Origin of the sequence: Geofilum sp. OHC36d9, from assembly GCF_052400685.1 — a bacterium.
In the GTDB taxonomy this organism is placed as follows: Bacteria; Bacteroidota; Bacteroidia; order Bacteroidales; family Marinilabiliaceae; genus CAZHHH01.
Genome location: NZ_JBQTGJ010000027.1, coordinates 1 through 16,893, shown reverse-complemented (window position 1 = coordinate 16,893; position 16,893 = coordinate 1). Strand labels below are relative to the sequence as shown.

General features: G+C 40.6%; 10 protein-coding genes. 6 read left to right on the top strand and 4 right to left on the bottom strand.

The features are described from left to right. Window positions 1-384 precede the first annotated feature (384 nt). Window positions 385-1,146 (top strand): hypothetical protein, encoded by a 762-nt coding sequence (locus ACT3CD_RS16335; protein ID WP_444646731.1) that lies wholly within the window; start codon window positions 385-387, stop codon window positions 1,144-1,146. Window positions 1,147-1,811: 665 nt separating this feature from the next. Beyond that, window positions 1,812-2,915 carry an alpha/beta fold hydrolase gene (locus ACT3CD_RS16330; RefSeq protein ID WP_444646730.1) on the top strand — a complete coding sequence of 368 codons (1,104 nt, stop codon included), beginning with the start codon at window positions 1,812-1,814 and terminating at the stop codon, window positions 2,913-2,915. Between the two features lie 28 nt (window positions 2,916-2,943). Here ACT3CD_RS16330 and ACT3CD_RS16325 read toward each other — a convergent pair whose 3' ends face one another. Continuing rightward, window positions 2,944-4,158 carry an MFS transporter gene (locus ACT3CD_RS16325; protein WP_444646729.1) on the bottom strand — a complete coding sequence of 405 codons (1,215 nt, stop codon included), beginning with the start codon at window positions 4,156-4,158 and terminating at the stop codon, window positions 2,944-2,946. A 617-nt stretch (window positions 4,159-4,775) separates the two neighbouring features. On the opposite strand from ACT3CD_RS16325, the gene ACT3CD_RS16320 reads away from it, so the two are divergent. Together ACT3CD_RS16320 and ACT3CD_RS16315 are read left to right on the top strand one after the other, a co-directional pair. Continuing rightward, window positions 4,776-6,305, top strand: coding sequence for a SulP family inorganic anion transporter (locus ACT3CD_RS16320; RefSeq protein WP_444646728.1), 1,530 nt, complete (start codon window positions 4,776-4,778; stop codon window positions 6,303-6,305). 273 nt (window positions 6,306-6,578) lie between these two features. Next, window positions 6,579-7,268: a hypothetical protein gene (locus ACT3CD_RS16315; RefSeq protein WP_444646727.1), complete on the top strand. Its 690-nt coding sequence runs from the start codon at window positions 6,579-6,581 to the stop codon at window positions 7,266-7,268. Window positions 7,269-8,253: 985 nt separating this feature from the next. Here ACT3CD_RS16315 and ACT3CD_RS16310 read toward each other — a convergent pair. The 3 genes from ACT3CD_RS16310 to ACT3CD_RS16300 form a co-directional block, all read right to left on the bottom strand. After that, entirely contained in the window at window positions 8,254-9,546 is a 1,293-nt protein-coding gene (locus tag ACT3CD_RS16310; protein ID WP_444646726.1) for a TolC family protein, read from the bottom strand. A gap of 418 nt (window positions 9,547-9,964) precedes the next feature. Continuing rightward, window positions 9,965-13,165, bottom strand: coding sequence for an efflux RND transporter permease subunit (locus ACT3CD_RS16305; protein WP_444646725.1), 3,201 nt, complete (start codon window positions 13,163-13,165; stop codon window positions 9,965-9,967). Between the two features lie 18 nt (window positions 13,166-13,183). After that, complete coding sequence (locus tag ACT3CD_RS16300) at window positions 13,184-14,296, bottom strand: efflux RND transporter periplasmic adaptor subunit (RefSeq protein ID WP_444646724.1); 1,113 nt, start codon at window positions 14,294-14,296, stop codon at window positions 13,184-13,186. Between the two features lie 513 nt (window positions 14,297-14,809). Between ACT3CD_RS16300 and ACT3CD_RS16295 the strand changes: the two genes are divergently transcribed. Together ACT3CD_RS16295 and ACT3CD_RS16290 are read left to right on the top strand one after the other, a co-directional pair. Continuing rightward, on the top strand, window positions 14,810-15,817 hold the full coding sequence (locus tag ACT3CD_RS16295) for a sensor histidine kinase (protein WP_444646723.1): 1,008 nt from the start codon (window positions 14,810-14,812) through the stop codon (window positions 15,815-15,817). An 88-nt stretch (window positions 15,818-15,905) separates the two neighbouring features. Then, window positions 15,906-16,634 (top strand): LytR/AlgR family response regulator transcription factor, encoded by a 729-nt coding sequence (locus ACT3CD_RS16290; protein WP_444646722.1) that lies wholly within the window; start codon window positions 15,906-15,908, stop codon window positions 16,632-16,634. Window positions 16,635-16,893 lie beyond the last annotated feature (259 nt).

Below are 16,893 nucleotides of genomic sequence, written 5' to 3'. Positions count from 1 at the left end.
TTTATCTATTTCAACTTTTTACTTTCAGATTTTTAGAGAATTTGTCTACTCAATGCACCATTGCTTGTGTTTAACCATTTAAATTTTTTGTTTATCTTTTTGACTAATATTCGCGAATTAGTAAATTAGGCTTCCGTTTTCAGGGAATTTTTGGGGACAGACAAGATAAATGCAATAGCTCTTTTTAATGGCGCTATGAGTGCGTTGTGGGCAAGTTAAAGAAACAAAACAAGAAATGAGACAGACAAGAGAGCCACCAATTTCATATACTTCCTAAGTTTTAATTGAGGGAAATGAACGACTAAAAAGTGGAGCCCAGCGACCACTTGAAAAACGGGGCGAAACCGAAAAGCCAAACGAGTAGGAAAACAAAATGGAGTTAAGATGAGAAAATATTTAGCATTACTTTTATTTGCATTAATTACAACTGTGTCATTCGGACAACGTAATTATCAAGATGTGGTTTACTTGAAAAATGGAAGCATTATTCGGGGGGTAATTATTGAGCAAGTCCCAAATAAATCCATTAAAATTGAAACAGCCGACAGAAATGTTTTTGTTTATCAAATGGATGAGATAGAGAAAATTACAAAAGAGTCATCTGACAGTAAAAAGTCAGATTCTAATAGTAATCCGGAAAAAAGAAAAGGATACATTGGTTTATCCATAGGAGCTTCGATTCCAGTTGGTGATTTTGCTGATAAATCAGATGGTTTGGCTAAAACAGGCATCCAATTAAACTTGATTAATTTTGGGTATCTATTTTCAGAAAATATTGGAATTACAGCTACGTGGTTTGGGGCAGCAAACCCGTTAGATGCAGATGGTTATGACCCTTGGTCTTATGGTGGTATAATGGTCGGTCCATTATTATCATTTCCTCCATCTCAAAAAGTTGAATGGGACTTTAGACCAATGATCGGTTATTCGGTGACAACTCTTCCGGATATTGGTTATGGTACAGAACAAGCATCATCTTTTGCATTAAATATTGGGACAGTATTCAGAGTAAATGTAGGAGATAATGTATCACTTTTATTAAGTGCTGATTACTTCTCAACAAAACCAGAATTTGAAGATTATGGTTTTGAACAAAGCATTGGCACTATCTCTTTAGGCTTCGGAGTTGCATATAGACTAAAATAAGCTACTTACAACATATAGGCGTATGAGCGGTCGGCACGACCCTCCAATTACCCCGGGTTGAACTACATCCCGGTAGAACTACAACTAAATACTATGGACTTACAGCCGTTTTTTTATGTTTTAGGACAGTAAATATTCGGCCTAATACGTATGGCAAAAGTAAAAAAACACCCAAGCGATGATTACCTGCCTGGGTGTTGTAATTTTCTAAGTTCTACTGGAATCTCTTGGAATTAGTTGGAATTGTTTGGAAAACTCTGACACTTGTTAGCCTTTTCCTGATTGTGTAGCAACAGCTCAGCCAGATCTAATTTATTGTTGGCGTTGAGTATAAGGATAAAGAGTCGTAGGATGAAAACGCGATAAAGTGGTTGATAAGTATTCGTCTACGCAGTTTTATAGATATCTATGATTTTTCCCCGGATAAATCAGGGCGTATGTTCCATCTGACCACTGAAAGATAAATTATAATCATATGAAACGAACATGAATTTTAGCATTCTAAAATACACACAGGAGAATGATTAAAATTCATCGAGAGTTCCATATGACCGTTGAAAGATAAATTTAAACATATGAAACGAGCCATGAGAATTGTTTCACACACAGGAGTATGATTATCCTGGCGAGTTCCATATGGCAACTGAAAAACAAATTATAATCATATGAAAAAATTCTTTACAGGTCTTGCTTTGCTGGCTGCTTTTTGTGGTTTGCTTTTGGTTGGGTTATTTATCTCAATTGCTATAAGCAGTGGAAATAGCATAAAAGAAGTAACGACTAATAACGGTGATCGCATCAGTCATTCTATTGCCGAGAAACAGTGGGCTGATATTGGAGGTGTTCGTCAGGGCTATTTTATCAGAAGCGAAAATGCGGATAATCCTGTGTTGCTTTATCTTCATGGTGGCCCGGGAATACCTGAAACGCCCGATGTTCTGTCGTCTGATCCCAATACCCGGTTGGAGAAATTTTTTACGGTTTGTTATTGGGAACAGCGAGGTGCCGGTATCTCATTTAATAAAGATCTGAAGGCCCCGGATATGAACATTGATCAATTGATTGAAGATACCCGTGAGATGACTTTGATACTTCAAAAACGATTTAAGAAGAATAAAATCTTTTTAATGGGTCATTCCTGGGGTACAATGTTGGGGATTAAAACGATTCAACGATATCCGGATTTATACCGGGCTTATATTGGGGTTGGTCAGATGTCAAATCAGGTTGAATCAGAGCAATTAGCCTATGATTATATGTTGAATCATGCCCAAGATATTCATGATCAGCCCACCATTGAACTGTTAAAGAAATATGACCCTTCTGCGGCTGATTTCCCACCATTCGATTACCATATAAAAGTGCGAAACAAAACTCTGAACAAGTATGGGGTGGGCGTTTATCATGAAAAGAGAAGCACACTGCGAATGCTGGTTTCGTATTTGTATTTCGGGGGCTACACGCTTCATGAAAAGCTCAGTCTACTTAAAGGCTTACGATTTACCGGGAAATATTTAGGTGGTGCTTCCAATGAAAATTTGCTTGAAACGTCATGCGTCTTCGATGTCCCGGTATATTTTATTCAGGGAAAATATGATTATCAGGTATCTTATTCATTGGCAAAGCAATATCTGGATTCGATAAAGGCTCCCGAAAAGGTTTTTTTCACATTCGAAAATTCGGCGCATAGCCCTAATCTCGAAGAGCCGGAAAATTTTATCAACACCATTGAATGGATTAGAAATGAATGTTTGTCTTTGGATGATTGAATAAATGCCGGTCTTTTGGCATTCAGCTTCATTTTTTTAATCGTAACGCAAATGGAATGGCGCCCAGCGCCAGTATAGACGAGATGAGGTACGTTTTTTCCAGACCCAGCCAATCGCCCATTGCGCCGGCAAAAAAGACGGCCGAGGCGGCGGTAATAAAGCTGATGGTCATATAAATACTGTTCATAAATACAGGCATTTTTTTTGAGCGGTCCTGCACCAATGCGATTAATACGGGGCCGGGGGCAAAGACAAAAATGCCCAGTAATACCAAAAAGAGAAACGAAAGCCATCCCTGCGAGTTGATGAACAGAAACATCATGATGGGCGACATAATGCTGATTATTAACAGCGTTCGTCTTCTGCCAATCTTGTCGGAAATGCTGCCTGCGACAATTGTTCCGGCGGCTCCGGCCAGTTGAAAGACGGCCAGCGCCGAATTGGCAAACCACAGACTTTCACCGCGTTCGGAATAATAGAAGGTGGGCAGAAATGCCGTTAAGCCTGATTTCATGATGGCTCTGAAAAGGGTATAGCCGATCAGCACCAGGAAGAAGGGCAGATATTTTTTCAGTGTTGGCCATACCGATTCTTTTTGCGGGTTTTTTGTTTTCAGCTCATCGGAAATTTTGATGTTACGCAGCTTAAAATAGAGAATAAATGAAGCCAGCAAGCCTAATGGAATTAGTTTCCAGATGCCTTCAAGTCCCCAGTACGATACCGATGCTGTTATTAACAACGGGCCGGCGGTACGTGCCAGCTCTCCGCCAAACATATAAAAGCTCATGCCCCGTCCGGTATGGTTGCCCGAGAGGCGTTTAACCATGGTGGGTGCCGGTACGTGAAATGCGGCGCTGCTTATTCCCATGGTAAAAAGCAGGATGGATATGATGCCAAAGGAAGGAGCTACGCCCAGCAGACTCATACATATGGCGGTAATGGCCGGCGCGACAATAATAAAATATCTGGCTGCGGTTTTCTCGGCCAGGATGCCGATGAAAGGATTTAGAAACCATGGCACACGCATAATAAGGTCCCATATGGACGCCATGGCCAGCGTAATACCAAATTTCTCAATCAGCAAGGGGCGTAATGGTGCCAGAAACGATGAGTAAATATCGTGCAACATGTGAGAGGCTGCCACCAGCATCACTCGTCCCGTTTGAAATTTTTCTGAGGTTTTTTTCCCTTCCATCACCTTTAAATATGCAAAGGTATATTCTTTTCGATTGCTGGCTGGCATAAATAGAAAAGAATTAAATAGAGTCTGGCTATAAAGCCCGACTTCAGCGTTACGCTTGCTCTCAAAATGGTCATTTACGTAAGTCGGCTTACATTATTATTACTGTGCAAACCTTGAATCTGAATTTTATCGCCAAACCCACAATCTTACTGACCCCCACTAATTAAACCACGCATCCCTTATTATTTGTTTTGACAACTTTATCGGAAATTTTATTGGATTGCCAGTTTTTCGATTGAAGAGTGGCTGCTTTCCTGATTGCGATAAACAATTGTGTCGCAATAACGTTGTAGTGTATGGTTTGTGGTCACTTTTCTTTCGGTTTAGGAATTGGTTTGTTAAGTGGCAAAACATTGATAGTCAGGATTAGATAATCATGAGGGATGCGTTTTTGTTACCTTCCGGCTTCTCTTTTTTTAGTGAAATTTTTTACTACTTTTGCAACCTCAAAAAAATGAAGAGTACAAATATGGTCTATAATTTTCTCCTGTCTGCACAACTCTGTCTTGAATCGTTATACTCAATTAATCCTTTGTTCATTATAGAACAGTTCAAATAATCAATTTTTAATACAAACACATTTAAACAGATGGATTTCCATTTGTAACGGAATTTTTATGAAAAAACTTTTAAACTTCTTCGATTTTAAACAAAAAGTAGATTATAAAACGGAAGTCCTGTCGGGCCTTACAGTCGCTCTCGCTCTGGTTCCTGAAGCTGTCGCTTTTGCAATAATAGCAGGTCTATCGCCATTGACAGGTCTTTATGCTGCATTTGTAATGGGCTTAATAACCTCTGTTTTTGGTGGTCGTCCCGGAATGATTTCAGGGGCTACGGGTGCCGTTGCCGTTGTAATTGTTGCGTTGTCACTTTCATATGGCCCCGAATATGTATTTGCCACGGTGGTTTTGGCAGGTATTATTCAGATGTTGGCCGGTTTTTTACGATTAGGCAAGTTCATGCGATTGGTTCCCCATCCGGTAATCTTTGGATTTGTTAATGGTTTGGCTGTCATCATTTTTATGTCGCAACTCGACCAGTTTAAGGATGCATCGGGAAGTTGGCTAACGGGCCAGCCGTTATATATTATACTTGGTTTGGTGTTGCTAACGATGTTGATTATTTGGGGATTACCTAAACTTACAAAGGCAATTCCTGCTTCATTAGTTGCCATTCTGGCTGTTTTTGGAATTGTTGTCGGGTTTGGAATTGATACAAAAACCGTCGGTGATATGGCATCTATACAGGGCGGTTTTCCGCCATTTCACATTCCAAACATTCCTTTCAACTTTGAAACATTGAGTTTGATATTCCCATATGCGGCAATAATAGCTGGTGTTGGCTTGATTGAGAGTTTGTTAACGTTAAATATTATTGATGAAATTACCGAAACACGTGGAAGAGGGAACAAAGAAGCGGTAGCTCAGGGTGCGGCAAATCTTCTGTCAGGTTTTTTCTCCGGAATGGGAGGTAGTGCAATGTTAGGGCAAAGCCTTATTAATATTTCCAATGGCGCGAGAGCCCGACTTTCAGGCATTGTAGCCGCAGTTGCCCTCTTGATTTTTGTAATGTTTGGAGCAGGTTTAATAGAGCGGTTGCCAATGGCCGCACTAACTGGTCTGATGATTATGGTAGCTATCGGGACTTTTGAATGGGCGAGCTTAAAGACCTTTAACAAAATGCCTAAATCTGATATTTTTGTGATGGTTACCGTAACGCTTGTAACTGTCTTTTTGCACAATCTGGCGTTAGCGGTTATTGTTGGTATTGTTATAGCTGCATTGGTTTTTGCGTGGGATAACGCAAAACGTATTCGGGCACGAAAGTCCATTGATGAGCAGGGAATCAAGCATTATGAAATTTACGGGCCACTATTTTTTGGTTCAGTAACGATGTTTAACGAAAAGTTTGATATTCTGAACGACCCACAGGAAGTCATCATTGATTTTAAAGAAAGTCGAGTGGTTGATATGTCGGCAATCGAAGCGCTTAATAAAATTACAGAGCGGTATTTAAAGGTGGGGAAAAAAGTTCATTTGCGTCATTTAAGTCCTGACTGTCAAAAGCTACTTCAAAATGCCGATAAAATCATTGATGTCAACGTAATTGAAGACCCGCATTACAAGGTTGCCGTCGATAAGGTTTAAGACTGACGGTTGTTGTGGGGGGCTTGCCTGTGATTGTTGTCATCCCCCTTCCGGTAAAAAAAATCTCAATGAGAAGTTTGACTTTGTTTTGCTGTATATGTTTGAGTTAGCCGTGCCTGTGAAGTCCCCGGCACGGCGTATAATATGGATTTATGAACAAATAGATTGCTTTTAAAGCAATCCTGAGTTTTTTGATTTGTAACTTTGCCCCCTTTGGTATATGATTAACTGCCATGAGAAAAGTAGTAGATTAAAATATAATTTAAACAATTAATGAGTAAAGAGCTTAAGGAGAAGAAGAAAGTGGTGAAAGTAAATACTTATGAATCACTTAAAGCACTGTATTATTCTGGTAAGGTAAAGCCGACATTAAATAAAATTGTGGCTGAATTAAAAAATGATTCTGAAAATATAGAACTCATTCTTTTAGCTTGTGAGTGTCTGGAAAGAACTAAGAATATTGAAGAGTTGTCTTTATACGCTGATCTTGCTATTAAACTGGCACCTAACGTTGCAGAAGGGTATTATTACAAGGGCGTGGCCCTTCAGCATACAAAGGGGAAGGAGCAAGAGGCGCTGAAGAATATTAACCAGGCATTAACTATCGACCCGGACAATCCCATTTTCCTTAAAAGTAAAGCCAGTACTCATTTTTTGCTTTACACTGATTATCATTTACCGTTGAAATTAGCTGAAAAACATAGGGCTAAAACAGAAGAGAGTCTGTTGAGAGTGATTGAACTGATAGAGCAAAAGGAAAATCCTAATTATATAGACTTTCTGACTATTGGTGATGTGTTTGTTCTGTTTAGTAAAGGTATAAATGCGAAGAAGTATTACTTTAAAGCGGTAAATGCCTATAATAGCTGTGATGAATCGGAACAAAATAAAAATATATATAAAGACATCATTAAGGGGCAAAAAGCCTGTGCTAAGTTGATGGATAAAGTCACTGAAGAATAATTTCAGTGTGATCTTTTGATCTCATTCGCAACAAAGCGAACCCTAACTTAGTGCCTGTCCATAAAGTTGGGAGTTTGAGCTATAAAGTTCAAATTCAAGGCTTGTGCAGCTCGAAAAATGTGAGTTTACTTTCGTAAATGACCATTTTGAGAGCAGGCATAACGCAGAAGTTGGACATTATAGACAGACTCTAACTTAGTGCTTGTAACAAGAGTTCAGCTTCTGCGATACGTTTGTTTTCAGAATATCCCCCGTTCGGCGTAGCGTCTTGCTACGTCGTATCACCGAGGCCTCTGGCCATTCATCCAATCGTTTTTCAATTTAATGTTAATAACTCAATTGTTAAAACAGAGACTAAATTAGCATAAGCAGTCATTCCAACCGACGTAAGAAACGAGATCAAGACCTCGCCGCAGCCACATCAGGACTTCGTCGTAACGAGATCAAGACTTCGCCGCAGCGAGATCAAGACTTCGCCACAACGAGATCAAGACTTCGCCAAAACGACATCAAGACTTCACCGCGACGATATCAAGACTTCGCCAAAACGACATCAAGACCTCGACGAAACCACATTAGGTTGTGCATTCAATGTGAAAGATTCTAAGGCCAGATGACTGACTCACCCCGTTCCCCGGCGTATTTAACGACGGCTTCCTTCCGCACTGGCGGCAATATGGAGACGTACGGCTGTGCGTCTTTACACTGCGGCATCGATGATGGCTCCGGTGATTATTAATGTGTTTGAGTGTCGTTATCCCGTTCGGCGTAGCGTCTCGCTACATCGTATCACGTAAAAAACATATTTTTCATTTATGCCTCAAGGAATTTCCGTTTAAAAAATTCCTTGAGGCGGATAGCAACCCAAATGTGCCTTAAAAGACCTGGTACCCTCATTAAAATAGGGTTTTAAGTATTTTCCTAAATTTTAATCGGACACCAATGATTTGTAATGAGAAAAATTAAAAAATAACCCGACGCCAAATTATTTATATTCGTTAATGATGCCACCGGTAATTCTTTGCAGATCGGTATTGGATTGCACCAGGTTATAGATGGCGCGTAATTTTGAGACGGCTGCATTCATGTAAGCTATTTGTACATCGCGGTAGTTAAATGAATTTATTGAGCCGTTATCGAGTTTCTCGGCCGACAATTCTAAATTGAGTCTGGCGGCCTCTTCTTGTTGGAGTGTGAGTTGATACACCGTTTTTTGAACCTGGTAGTTGCTATACATTTGCAGCAACTGATTTTTCAGGCTGTGTTCCATTTGCGTGGTTTGCACCTGCGCTGTTTCTTCATTTATTTTTGCGATTTGAAGGCTCCGTTTGCGTGTGCCGCCATTAAAAATATTGAGCGAGAGTGTTAAGCCTACATATACATCGGAATAGTTCTGGCTTACGTCGGCCGTTGATCCGGAATAATACTGACCAAAATCGGTATGGCTAATTCCTGAATTGGCGGTTAGTTTAGGCGAATAGGCACTTTTGGCCAGCGCGGTTTCTTTTGCCACGATGCTTTGATAAAGATATTGGTTTTTTAGGGTCTGATTGTTTTGCCCTAATTTTTCCGATAAGCTTTCCAGATTATAGTCGGGCGTATCGGCTGTTAAAGCAGTTGTAAAATCCCATTGTGCGTCGTTGTCAACAGCCAATAAATAATTAAGGGTTCGTATGGCATTATCGTAGTTTACCTTTTGTTGAAGAAAATTTGATTTGTCCTCCAACATCGACACTTTGGCCTGTAACCCTTCGTAGGTGGTACTTGCGCCAATGGCCTGACTGTTGAGCATTCGGTCATAGCGGTCTTTGGACAAATCGGCCAGCTTCTGATAAACATCGGCCAGTTCTTTTTGCACCAGACAGTTATTGTAAGCCATGATTATGTCCTGAATCGTACTTTCGACCAACACAACGGTATTGCCTTCGGATTGCTGTTCCAGCTCCTCATATTTCCTTTTATTGATACGGGCCGAAAAGCCGTTGAAAATAACCCAGTCAAGACTTAAGTCGGGCGTTATGGTTTGCTGGCGATAATTTTCATTGTCGTTGTAATTATAATTTTCGCGGCCGGTGGCATTAAAACTCACACTGGGCATTATGCTGGTGTTACCCCATGTGTTGTTAATACCTGCAATTTCTTTTGAATTATTTTGTACTTGTAAATCGTAGTTATTTTGTAAACCAAGATTTATAGCCTCGAATAGAGAGAGTTTTTCCTGTGCCTGGCTAATCCCCAGACATAGAAAAAGTGATATAAGTGTTACAGATTCTTTCATATGATTATAATTTGTTTTTCAGTTGTCATATGGAACTCGCCGGGACAATCATACTTCTGTGTGTGAATCAATTCCCATGGCTCGTTTCATATGTTTAAATTTATCTTTCAATGGTCATATGGAACTCTCGATGAATTTTAATCATTCTACTGTGTGTATTTTAGAATGCTAAAATTCATGTTCGTTTCATATGATTATAATTTGTTTTTCAGTTGTCATATGAAACTCGCCGGGATAATCATACTTCTGTGTGTGAAATAATTCCCATGGCTCGTTTCATTTTTTAAACCATAATAAGTTATCCTATTACGATATTACTTGTTGTTGAAGCAAATCCGCCGGCCAACGGCTTGTTTCGCAACAGTGCGATGGCCGGCGTTTTTGTGATGAGACACTCAGTGACTGAAACGCTCTGTTTTTAATCAAACTTCTTCGCCATATTTGCCATAAGTGTTGCTTCAATTTTTGCATTGATGACGGCTGTTTCGACCTCTTCGGGTTCAAACGTTTCATCGGAATGCCATTTCTTAACGGCGTAAACAATTCTGTTTGCCAGAACGACTAATACCGGTAAAATAATTAGGATAAACACCGTTCCGAACAAGATGCCGTAAGCCAATGAAATGGCCATCGGTATGAGCATTCGTGCGTCGGGGCTGTTTTCGAGTATTAAAGGCATTAACCCGGCTGTTGTTGTTATGGTGGTTAACAGGATGGCTCTGAAACGGGAACTGCCGGCATCTTTAACGGCATTAATGATTTTCATGCCTTTCTCTAAGTTCTGATTGTATTTGGCCAAAAAGACGATGGCATCATTTATAATAACACCCGACAAGGCGACCATACCCCAAAGACTCATCATTGAGATGGCTTGTCCATGTATGGCATGGCCCCAAATGGCCCCAACCAGGCCCAGCGGAATCATAGCCGTGACCAGCATACCCTGAATGAATGATTTGAAATAAATCATGATGATGAGGACGATGACCAGAAATGCCAGGCCAAAATAAAGAACCATACTGTCTTTTTGTTCATTGGTATCTTTTTGCTGTCCCTGCTGCATATAAGTTATGTCGGGATGATTTTTCGAGATTGCCGGCAAAATTTCGGATTCAATGTAGCTCAAAATATCGGGTACCGACTGGCTTTGGTCTTTTTGATAGGCATCTACCCGTATTTCACGTTTGCCATTGAAATGGTTGATGGTACTCAGACTTCGGGCCGTGCTTATGTCGGCGACTCTACCCAGCGGAAAATCACCCTTTGGCGTGTGAATCAACATATTTTCCAGCTGGCCAAAATTTTGACGGTTGCTTAGCGAGTACCTTACGTACACCCATATTTCATCTTTCCCGTTTTGTATGCGTTGTGATAAGGCGCCATAAAATCCCTGACGCACTTCGGCCATCAACGATTGGCTTGTTAGTCCCAGGGCATAGGCTTCCGGTTTAAGTTTCAGACGTAATTCCTGACTTCCAATCTGGCCGTTATCGGTAATATTAAAGAGAGCCGGCATTTTAGCCAGTTGGGCTTCCAATTCATCTTTGGCCGCTTCCAGGTCGTCGTAGTCGTAACCCAACAGACTAATGGATACCGGGGCCCCGAAACGGTTTGATGCGCCCACGGCGAATTTATAGGCTTCGGGGATATTTCCTATTTTAGCGGCAATTTTACGTTTTAACAGCTCGTCGGACACCTGCGTATCTTCCAGAGGGTTCAGGAATACGCGTATCATACCCGCATTGGTTCCTGTTTCGGTGTTGTTGAACGACCGGCCCATGCCGATGCTCATGGATGAGATATATGGGATGGTATCGCCATTTTCTTCCATCAATTCGGCATTCACTTCCCAGGCTTTATCTTCAATATAAAACAGTTTTTGCTTGGTAATCTCTTCGTTTATTCCCGGTTTAAGAGCCAGGTCGATGGTAAACATATCAGACGGCGCCGCCGGGAAGAACGTAAATTTGATTTTTCCGCCACCAACCAGTCCTACTGTTATGATGATAATGGCCGTAACGCTTGATAATGTGAGTCCCTTGTGACTTAAAATCCAGGATAAAAAGGGAACATAAATTTTGTTGCGAATGCCAATGATGTATTTGTCGAGTTTATCACGTAACCGTCCGTACGCCGATTTATTGTTGTGAGGTTTTAACACTTTAGGCGTGGCCAAATGGCCGGGCAATACAAACATGGCTTCGAACAGCGAGAAGACCAGACAAGCCACAACCACAAATGCCATCTCGTACATCATTTCCATTTGTCCCTCAATAAAAAACAGGGGCATAAATGCAATCATGGTGGTGGTTGCCGAGGTGAACACGGCGGGCAGAACTTCAAGCGTGCCATCAATAGCAGCGCGGCGCGGCGACTTGCCCATCTCGAAGTGCGTAAATACGTTTTCGCCTATAACAACGCCGTCATCCACCAGAATCCCGATGATCAGGATCATTCCGAACAGACTGATCATGTTGATGGTTATGCCAAACAGGTTGGCCATGATGAACATCCCCAGAAATGAAGCGGGTATACCCCATGCGACCCATAGCGACAGACGAATATTCAAGAGGAGAGACAGCAATAGGATGACCAATACAACACCCAGAATGCCGTTGCCGATAAGAATGGACAGCTGACCATCTATCATGGTTAAAAAATCCATCTTAACCGCCATCTTAAAGTTGTCGTGTGTGGCGTTAAATTCTTTTATATAATCGTTTAAGATGTTTGAAATCGCTTCCAGATCTTCGGTGGCAAGCTTTTGAATCATAAACGTAACGGTCGGTTTTTTATCGACATAGCCATTACTTGGATCCTCGGGCGTTTGCAGTTTTACGGTGGCAATATCGCCGACGGTAATGAGTTGTCCGTTAACATTTGCTTTAACGACAATTTGTTTGATGTGGTCGGGCGATATAGAGCGGTTTCTGCTTAGTATTTTAATTTGTTCGCGCGGGTTTCTGATGGTTCCACCCGCCAGGTCGACATTGTTGGCTGTTATGGCGCTTTGTATTTCACTAAATGTTAAATCGTATCTGCGCATCTGAGTCTCATTCAATTCAATGGCCAGTTCCAGGTTGCTGGGGACACCATGAATTGTGATTTGAGAAATTTTACCCGTGGCTAACAAGTCGTCCTCAATTCGATTGGCCATGCTGTTCAATTCCAGCAAATCATTGGATTTTGAGGTCAGCGACATGAACATGGCAATATCTTTGGCTCTGTTTTTTGCAACGATGGGACGTTCGGCACCGGAGGGGAAATTGGATATTCCATCAACGGCATTCTTAACATCCGACAGTAACTCATCCATATCGTAGCCATTCAGTGCCGTTACGGTTACCTGAGAGTTTCCTTCATTCGATTTGGAGGTAAATTCTTTGATGCCTGATATGCCACGGATGCTGTTTTCAATGAGTGCGGTAACCCCTTCATCCATCTCTTTGGGTGTAGCCCCGGGATAGGAAACCGAAACATTGATTACTTTGGATTCTACCAGCGGAAAGGTTGCTTTACGCATGTGCAACAACGAAATGCCCCCCAGCAATATGAGAACCAGAATGACCATTTTTCCGTAAAACGGATATTTTACAAACAGTGATATTACGTTTTTCATTTTCTGATTTTGATTTTATTAGCGGGCTAAATAGGTGATGTTATCATTGATTCCTGATAGCGATTCGGTTACGATAACCTTATTGGAGTCGATACCCGCAATAATATATGAGTCGTTGAGCTGACGAAGAATATTCACCGGGATTTTAACCAGTTTGTCGTTGTTTAGTTCGTACACAAACGATTTGTCCACCAATGCTTCACGCGGAATTTCAAACCCGTTTAATGCCACACCAGTAAATATAGCATCCACATATTCGCCTTCCAAAAAGGATGAATCTTCATTTGGCTGATAGGTGAGGTACACATTTACCGACTGTGTTGCTTCGTCCACAAATTGGGATATGCGTGATACCGAAGCCGTTTTTGTGAGGCCGTTTTGTTTGGCTATCTTCACTTTATCGCCTTTGTGTATCCATTTAAGGTCGGCCGGGAAAACCGGCACAATAATTTCTAATTTGTCGGAACGGATAATGGTGGCCAGTTCGGCGCCAGGGGTTGCCACAGCGCCAATTTCTTTATTGACGGATTTGAAGCTGCCGGTAAAGGGTGCATAAATGGCATAACGACTGAGGTTAATTTCCTGTTGCAGCAGTGTGTAATAACCGGACAAAACATTGTTGGCGGCTAAAAATATTTTTTCTTTATTGGAGTTTATGGGAGGTAGTTGGGGCAATGGTTTATCTACATCAATGGCATTGAAAAAGGTGAACCATTTGTCGTATTCCTCGCTGTAGTCCACTTTTATATCCGGCAATATTTTCGAGAGCGTCTGTAAAAAAGAACTAATATCTGATTTAAGCGCAGCCTTAACGTTTTCGCTGTATATTTTGACTAACAAATCGTTTTTTCTGAATTTTTCGCCGGCTTTGAAGCGTACATCTCCCTGCATAATCTTCCCCTGCATTTCGGCACCCAGCGACACGTTATCGAAAGCCGTAACCCGGCCCCGGTATTTCATATCGGATGCTGTCTGAGTCAGACTCACTTTTGATGTTTTTACATAAAGCGTGGTGGCTTTTTTATTGTCCTTTTTTGGAACAGGTTTGGTGTTGATTGAATATGTTGCAAAACCTACTGCCAATCCGATTAATACAACACTGATCCCACCATAAATAAATGTTCTTTTCATATGTTTATAATTTGTTTGTTAAGGTCATATGGAACTCGCCTAGCTTAATCATCCCCCCTGTGTGTGAAGTAACTCCCATGGCTCGTTTCATATGTTTATAATTTGTCTTTAAGTTGCCATATGGAACTCGCCGGATAATCATCCACTTGTGTGAGAGATTACACTCATGGCTCGTTTCATATGATTATAATTTGTTTGTTAAAAGTGAATGGCATTTTTATGTCTGCTAATGATAATTGTAATTTTCGGCAAACATGGTTGTTTCATCCTCCCTGTTTTTTATTGATTTGAGTTTTTTATAATATGACACAAAAATAGCGGTTTTAGATCACGTTACTGCAACTTAATGAACCAAAGGGCTCTGTTTATAGACCAACATTCGGATTCGTCTCATGTTGTCAATATTTGATGATGATGAGGTTAATCAGGTTGTTGATTGCTGTGGCGTATTCGTTTGTTTATAAATTTTTAAGGGCTTTAAAAGCATTGATACTTTAGCTGAAAATTAGGACGATGAATTACAGAAGACGAAATATATGGATACAAAGTATCGGGTGGCTGGCACTCTATACTTTTTTCTTTAGTATGTCAAATTATTTTCAAACAACAGGGTTTGCTGCCATCAGTTCAGTCTTCGAGACTGCTTTCTTACTGGCTTTTTATCTCATCACGGTAAAGTATTTATTCGCAAAATATTATAGTAGGGGCTGGCTTTATGTTCTGATTTCTTTACTGGCTATCATTCTCTACTCAGGTTTGATTTTCGGTTTTGATGTGACTGTGATAGGTCCTCATATGAAGCATTGGTCCAGTGAACCGCCTATTTTATTTCATTATGTGAGAAGGCTGATGTCGGTTGTATTTATATTTATTGTGGGTACTTCCATTCAATTAATTGAGCAGACCAATCGCTTAAAAGAAAATGAAAAGTTATTAACGGAGGAAAAATTAAAAACAGAGCTTCAGTTATTAAAAGCTCAAATTAATCCGCATTTTATATTTAATGCGCTGAATAACATCTATTCATTAACATATATGCAATCGGCCAATGCGCCCGAGAGTGTGTTGAAATTGTCGGAAATGCTGCGGTATGTGTTTTATGATTGCAGCAAGGATCGTGTAGCGGTGACGTCTGAAATCAGATATATCGAAAATTTTAATGCTTTTCAGCAAATGAAATCTTCTTACATCCAAAATATTAGTTTGCAAACCGATTTGGGTTATGGAAGTATTGAAATAGCACCCATGCTGTTTATCCCTTTTCTTGAAAATGCCTTTAAATATAGTCGTATTGAGGAGATTGAAGAGGCTTATGTAAATATTTTGATTAAAAATGAAGCGGGAAAATTAACTTTTGCCATTGAGAATAGTGTGCCGGAAAATAATAAGCCCAAGCCGGGAAGCGGATTGGGAATTAAAAATGTGAAGCACCGGTTAAAAATTATTTACCCGCAGAACCATGTGCTTACCATTAACGAAAGCGGCGATAAGTTTAATGTTGAGCTGAGTATTATGGTGTAATGTTTTGGCTGATTATCTTGTTATACGATTGATACATTCTATATTTGTCTTGTATCGTTACATGATTGTAAATTAATGGGTCCCGGAAATGAGTATTAAGTGTTTAATTATCGACGACGAACGACTGGCACGTGAGTATCTGAAAAATTATATCAGTAAGATACCGCAGCTTGAGTTGTTGGGTGAGTTCAATTCGCCGTTAAAGGCTATTAATTTGATAAAATCGGGAGAGGTGGACTTGCTTTTTTTGGATATTCAAATGCCTGATATTACGGGTGTCGATTTTTTGCGTACCCTTTCGCAGGCGCCCGATGTTATTTTTACGACGGCCTATCAGGAGTATGCGTTGGAAGGGTTTAATCTGAATGTGACCGATTATTTGCTAAAGCCATTTTCATTCGAGCGTTTTTTACAGGCCGTAAATAAGGTTCTTGATAAGGCCGATGCGGGTTCGCGCAGCGACAATGTGCAATTTCCCAATTCCCCCGAGACATCTATCGCCGAGTCGTACCTTACGATACGAGCCGACCGAAAGCTCTATAAAATAAATTTCTCCGATTTACATTATATTGAAGGGCAAAAGGCGTATGTTACTTTTCACACGGTAAAAGGTAAAATTACGGCTCTGGCTTCGTTGAAGGAGCTGGAAGAATCGCTTCCCGACAGTCAGTTTCTTCGGATTCATAAATCGTATATCGTGGCCACGCGTGAGATTGTCTCTTTAGAAGGAAATATTTTGGAAGTGGGGCATGTAAAACTTCCTGTTGGGAAAATGTATAAGGAGAAGGTCCTGAATGTGTTTAATGTTAAATTGTAGTTGGGATCGGTTGATGTCGTCGATAAATATTGATGTGAAATTTATTATTGTCCGGTAAAAGATATATTCCCCGTTCGGGGTAGCGTCTCGCTACATCGTATCACGTAAAAAATATGTTTTTTATTTATGTGCTCAAGCCGCACGGGCTTTTACTTTTTTTACTCATTGAGGTTCTTATTTCAAAGGTATTCGTGATCCGCTTCGCTCCACTACAGCAAAAAAAAGTAAACACAAATTTTGCGTTTAGTGAGTGCAGTGT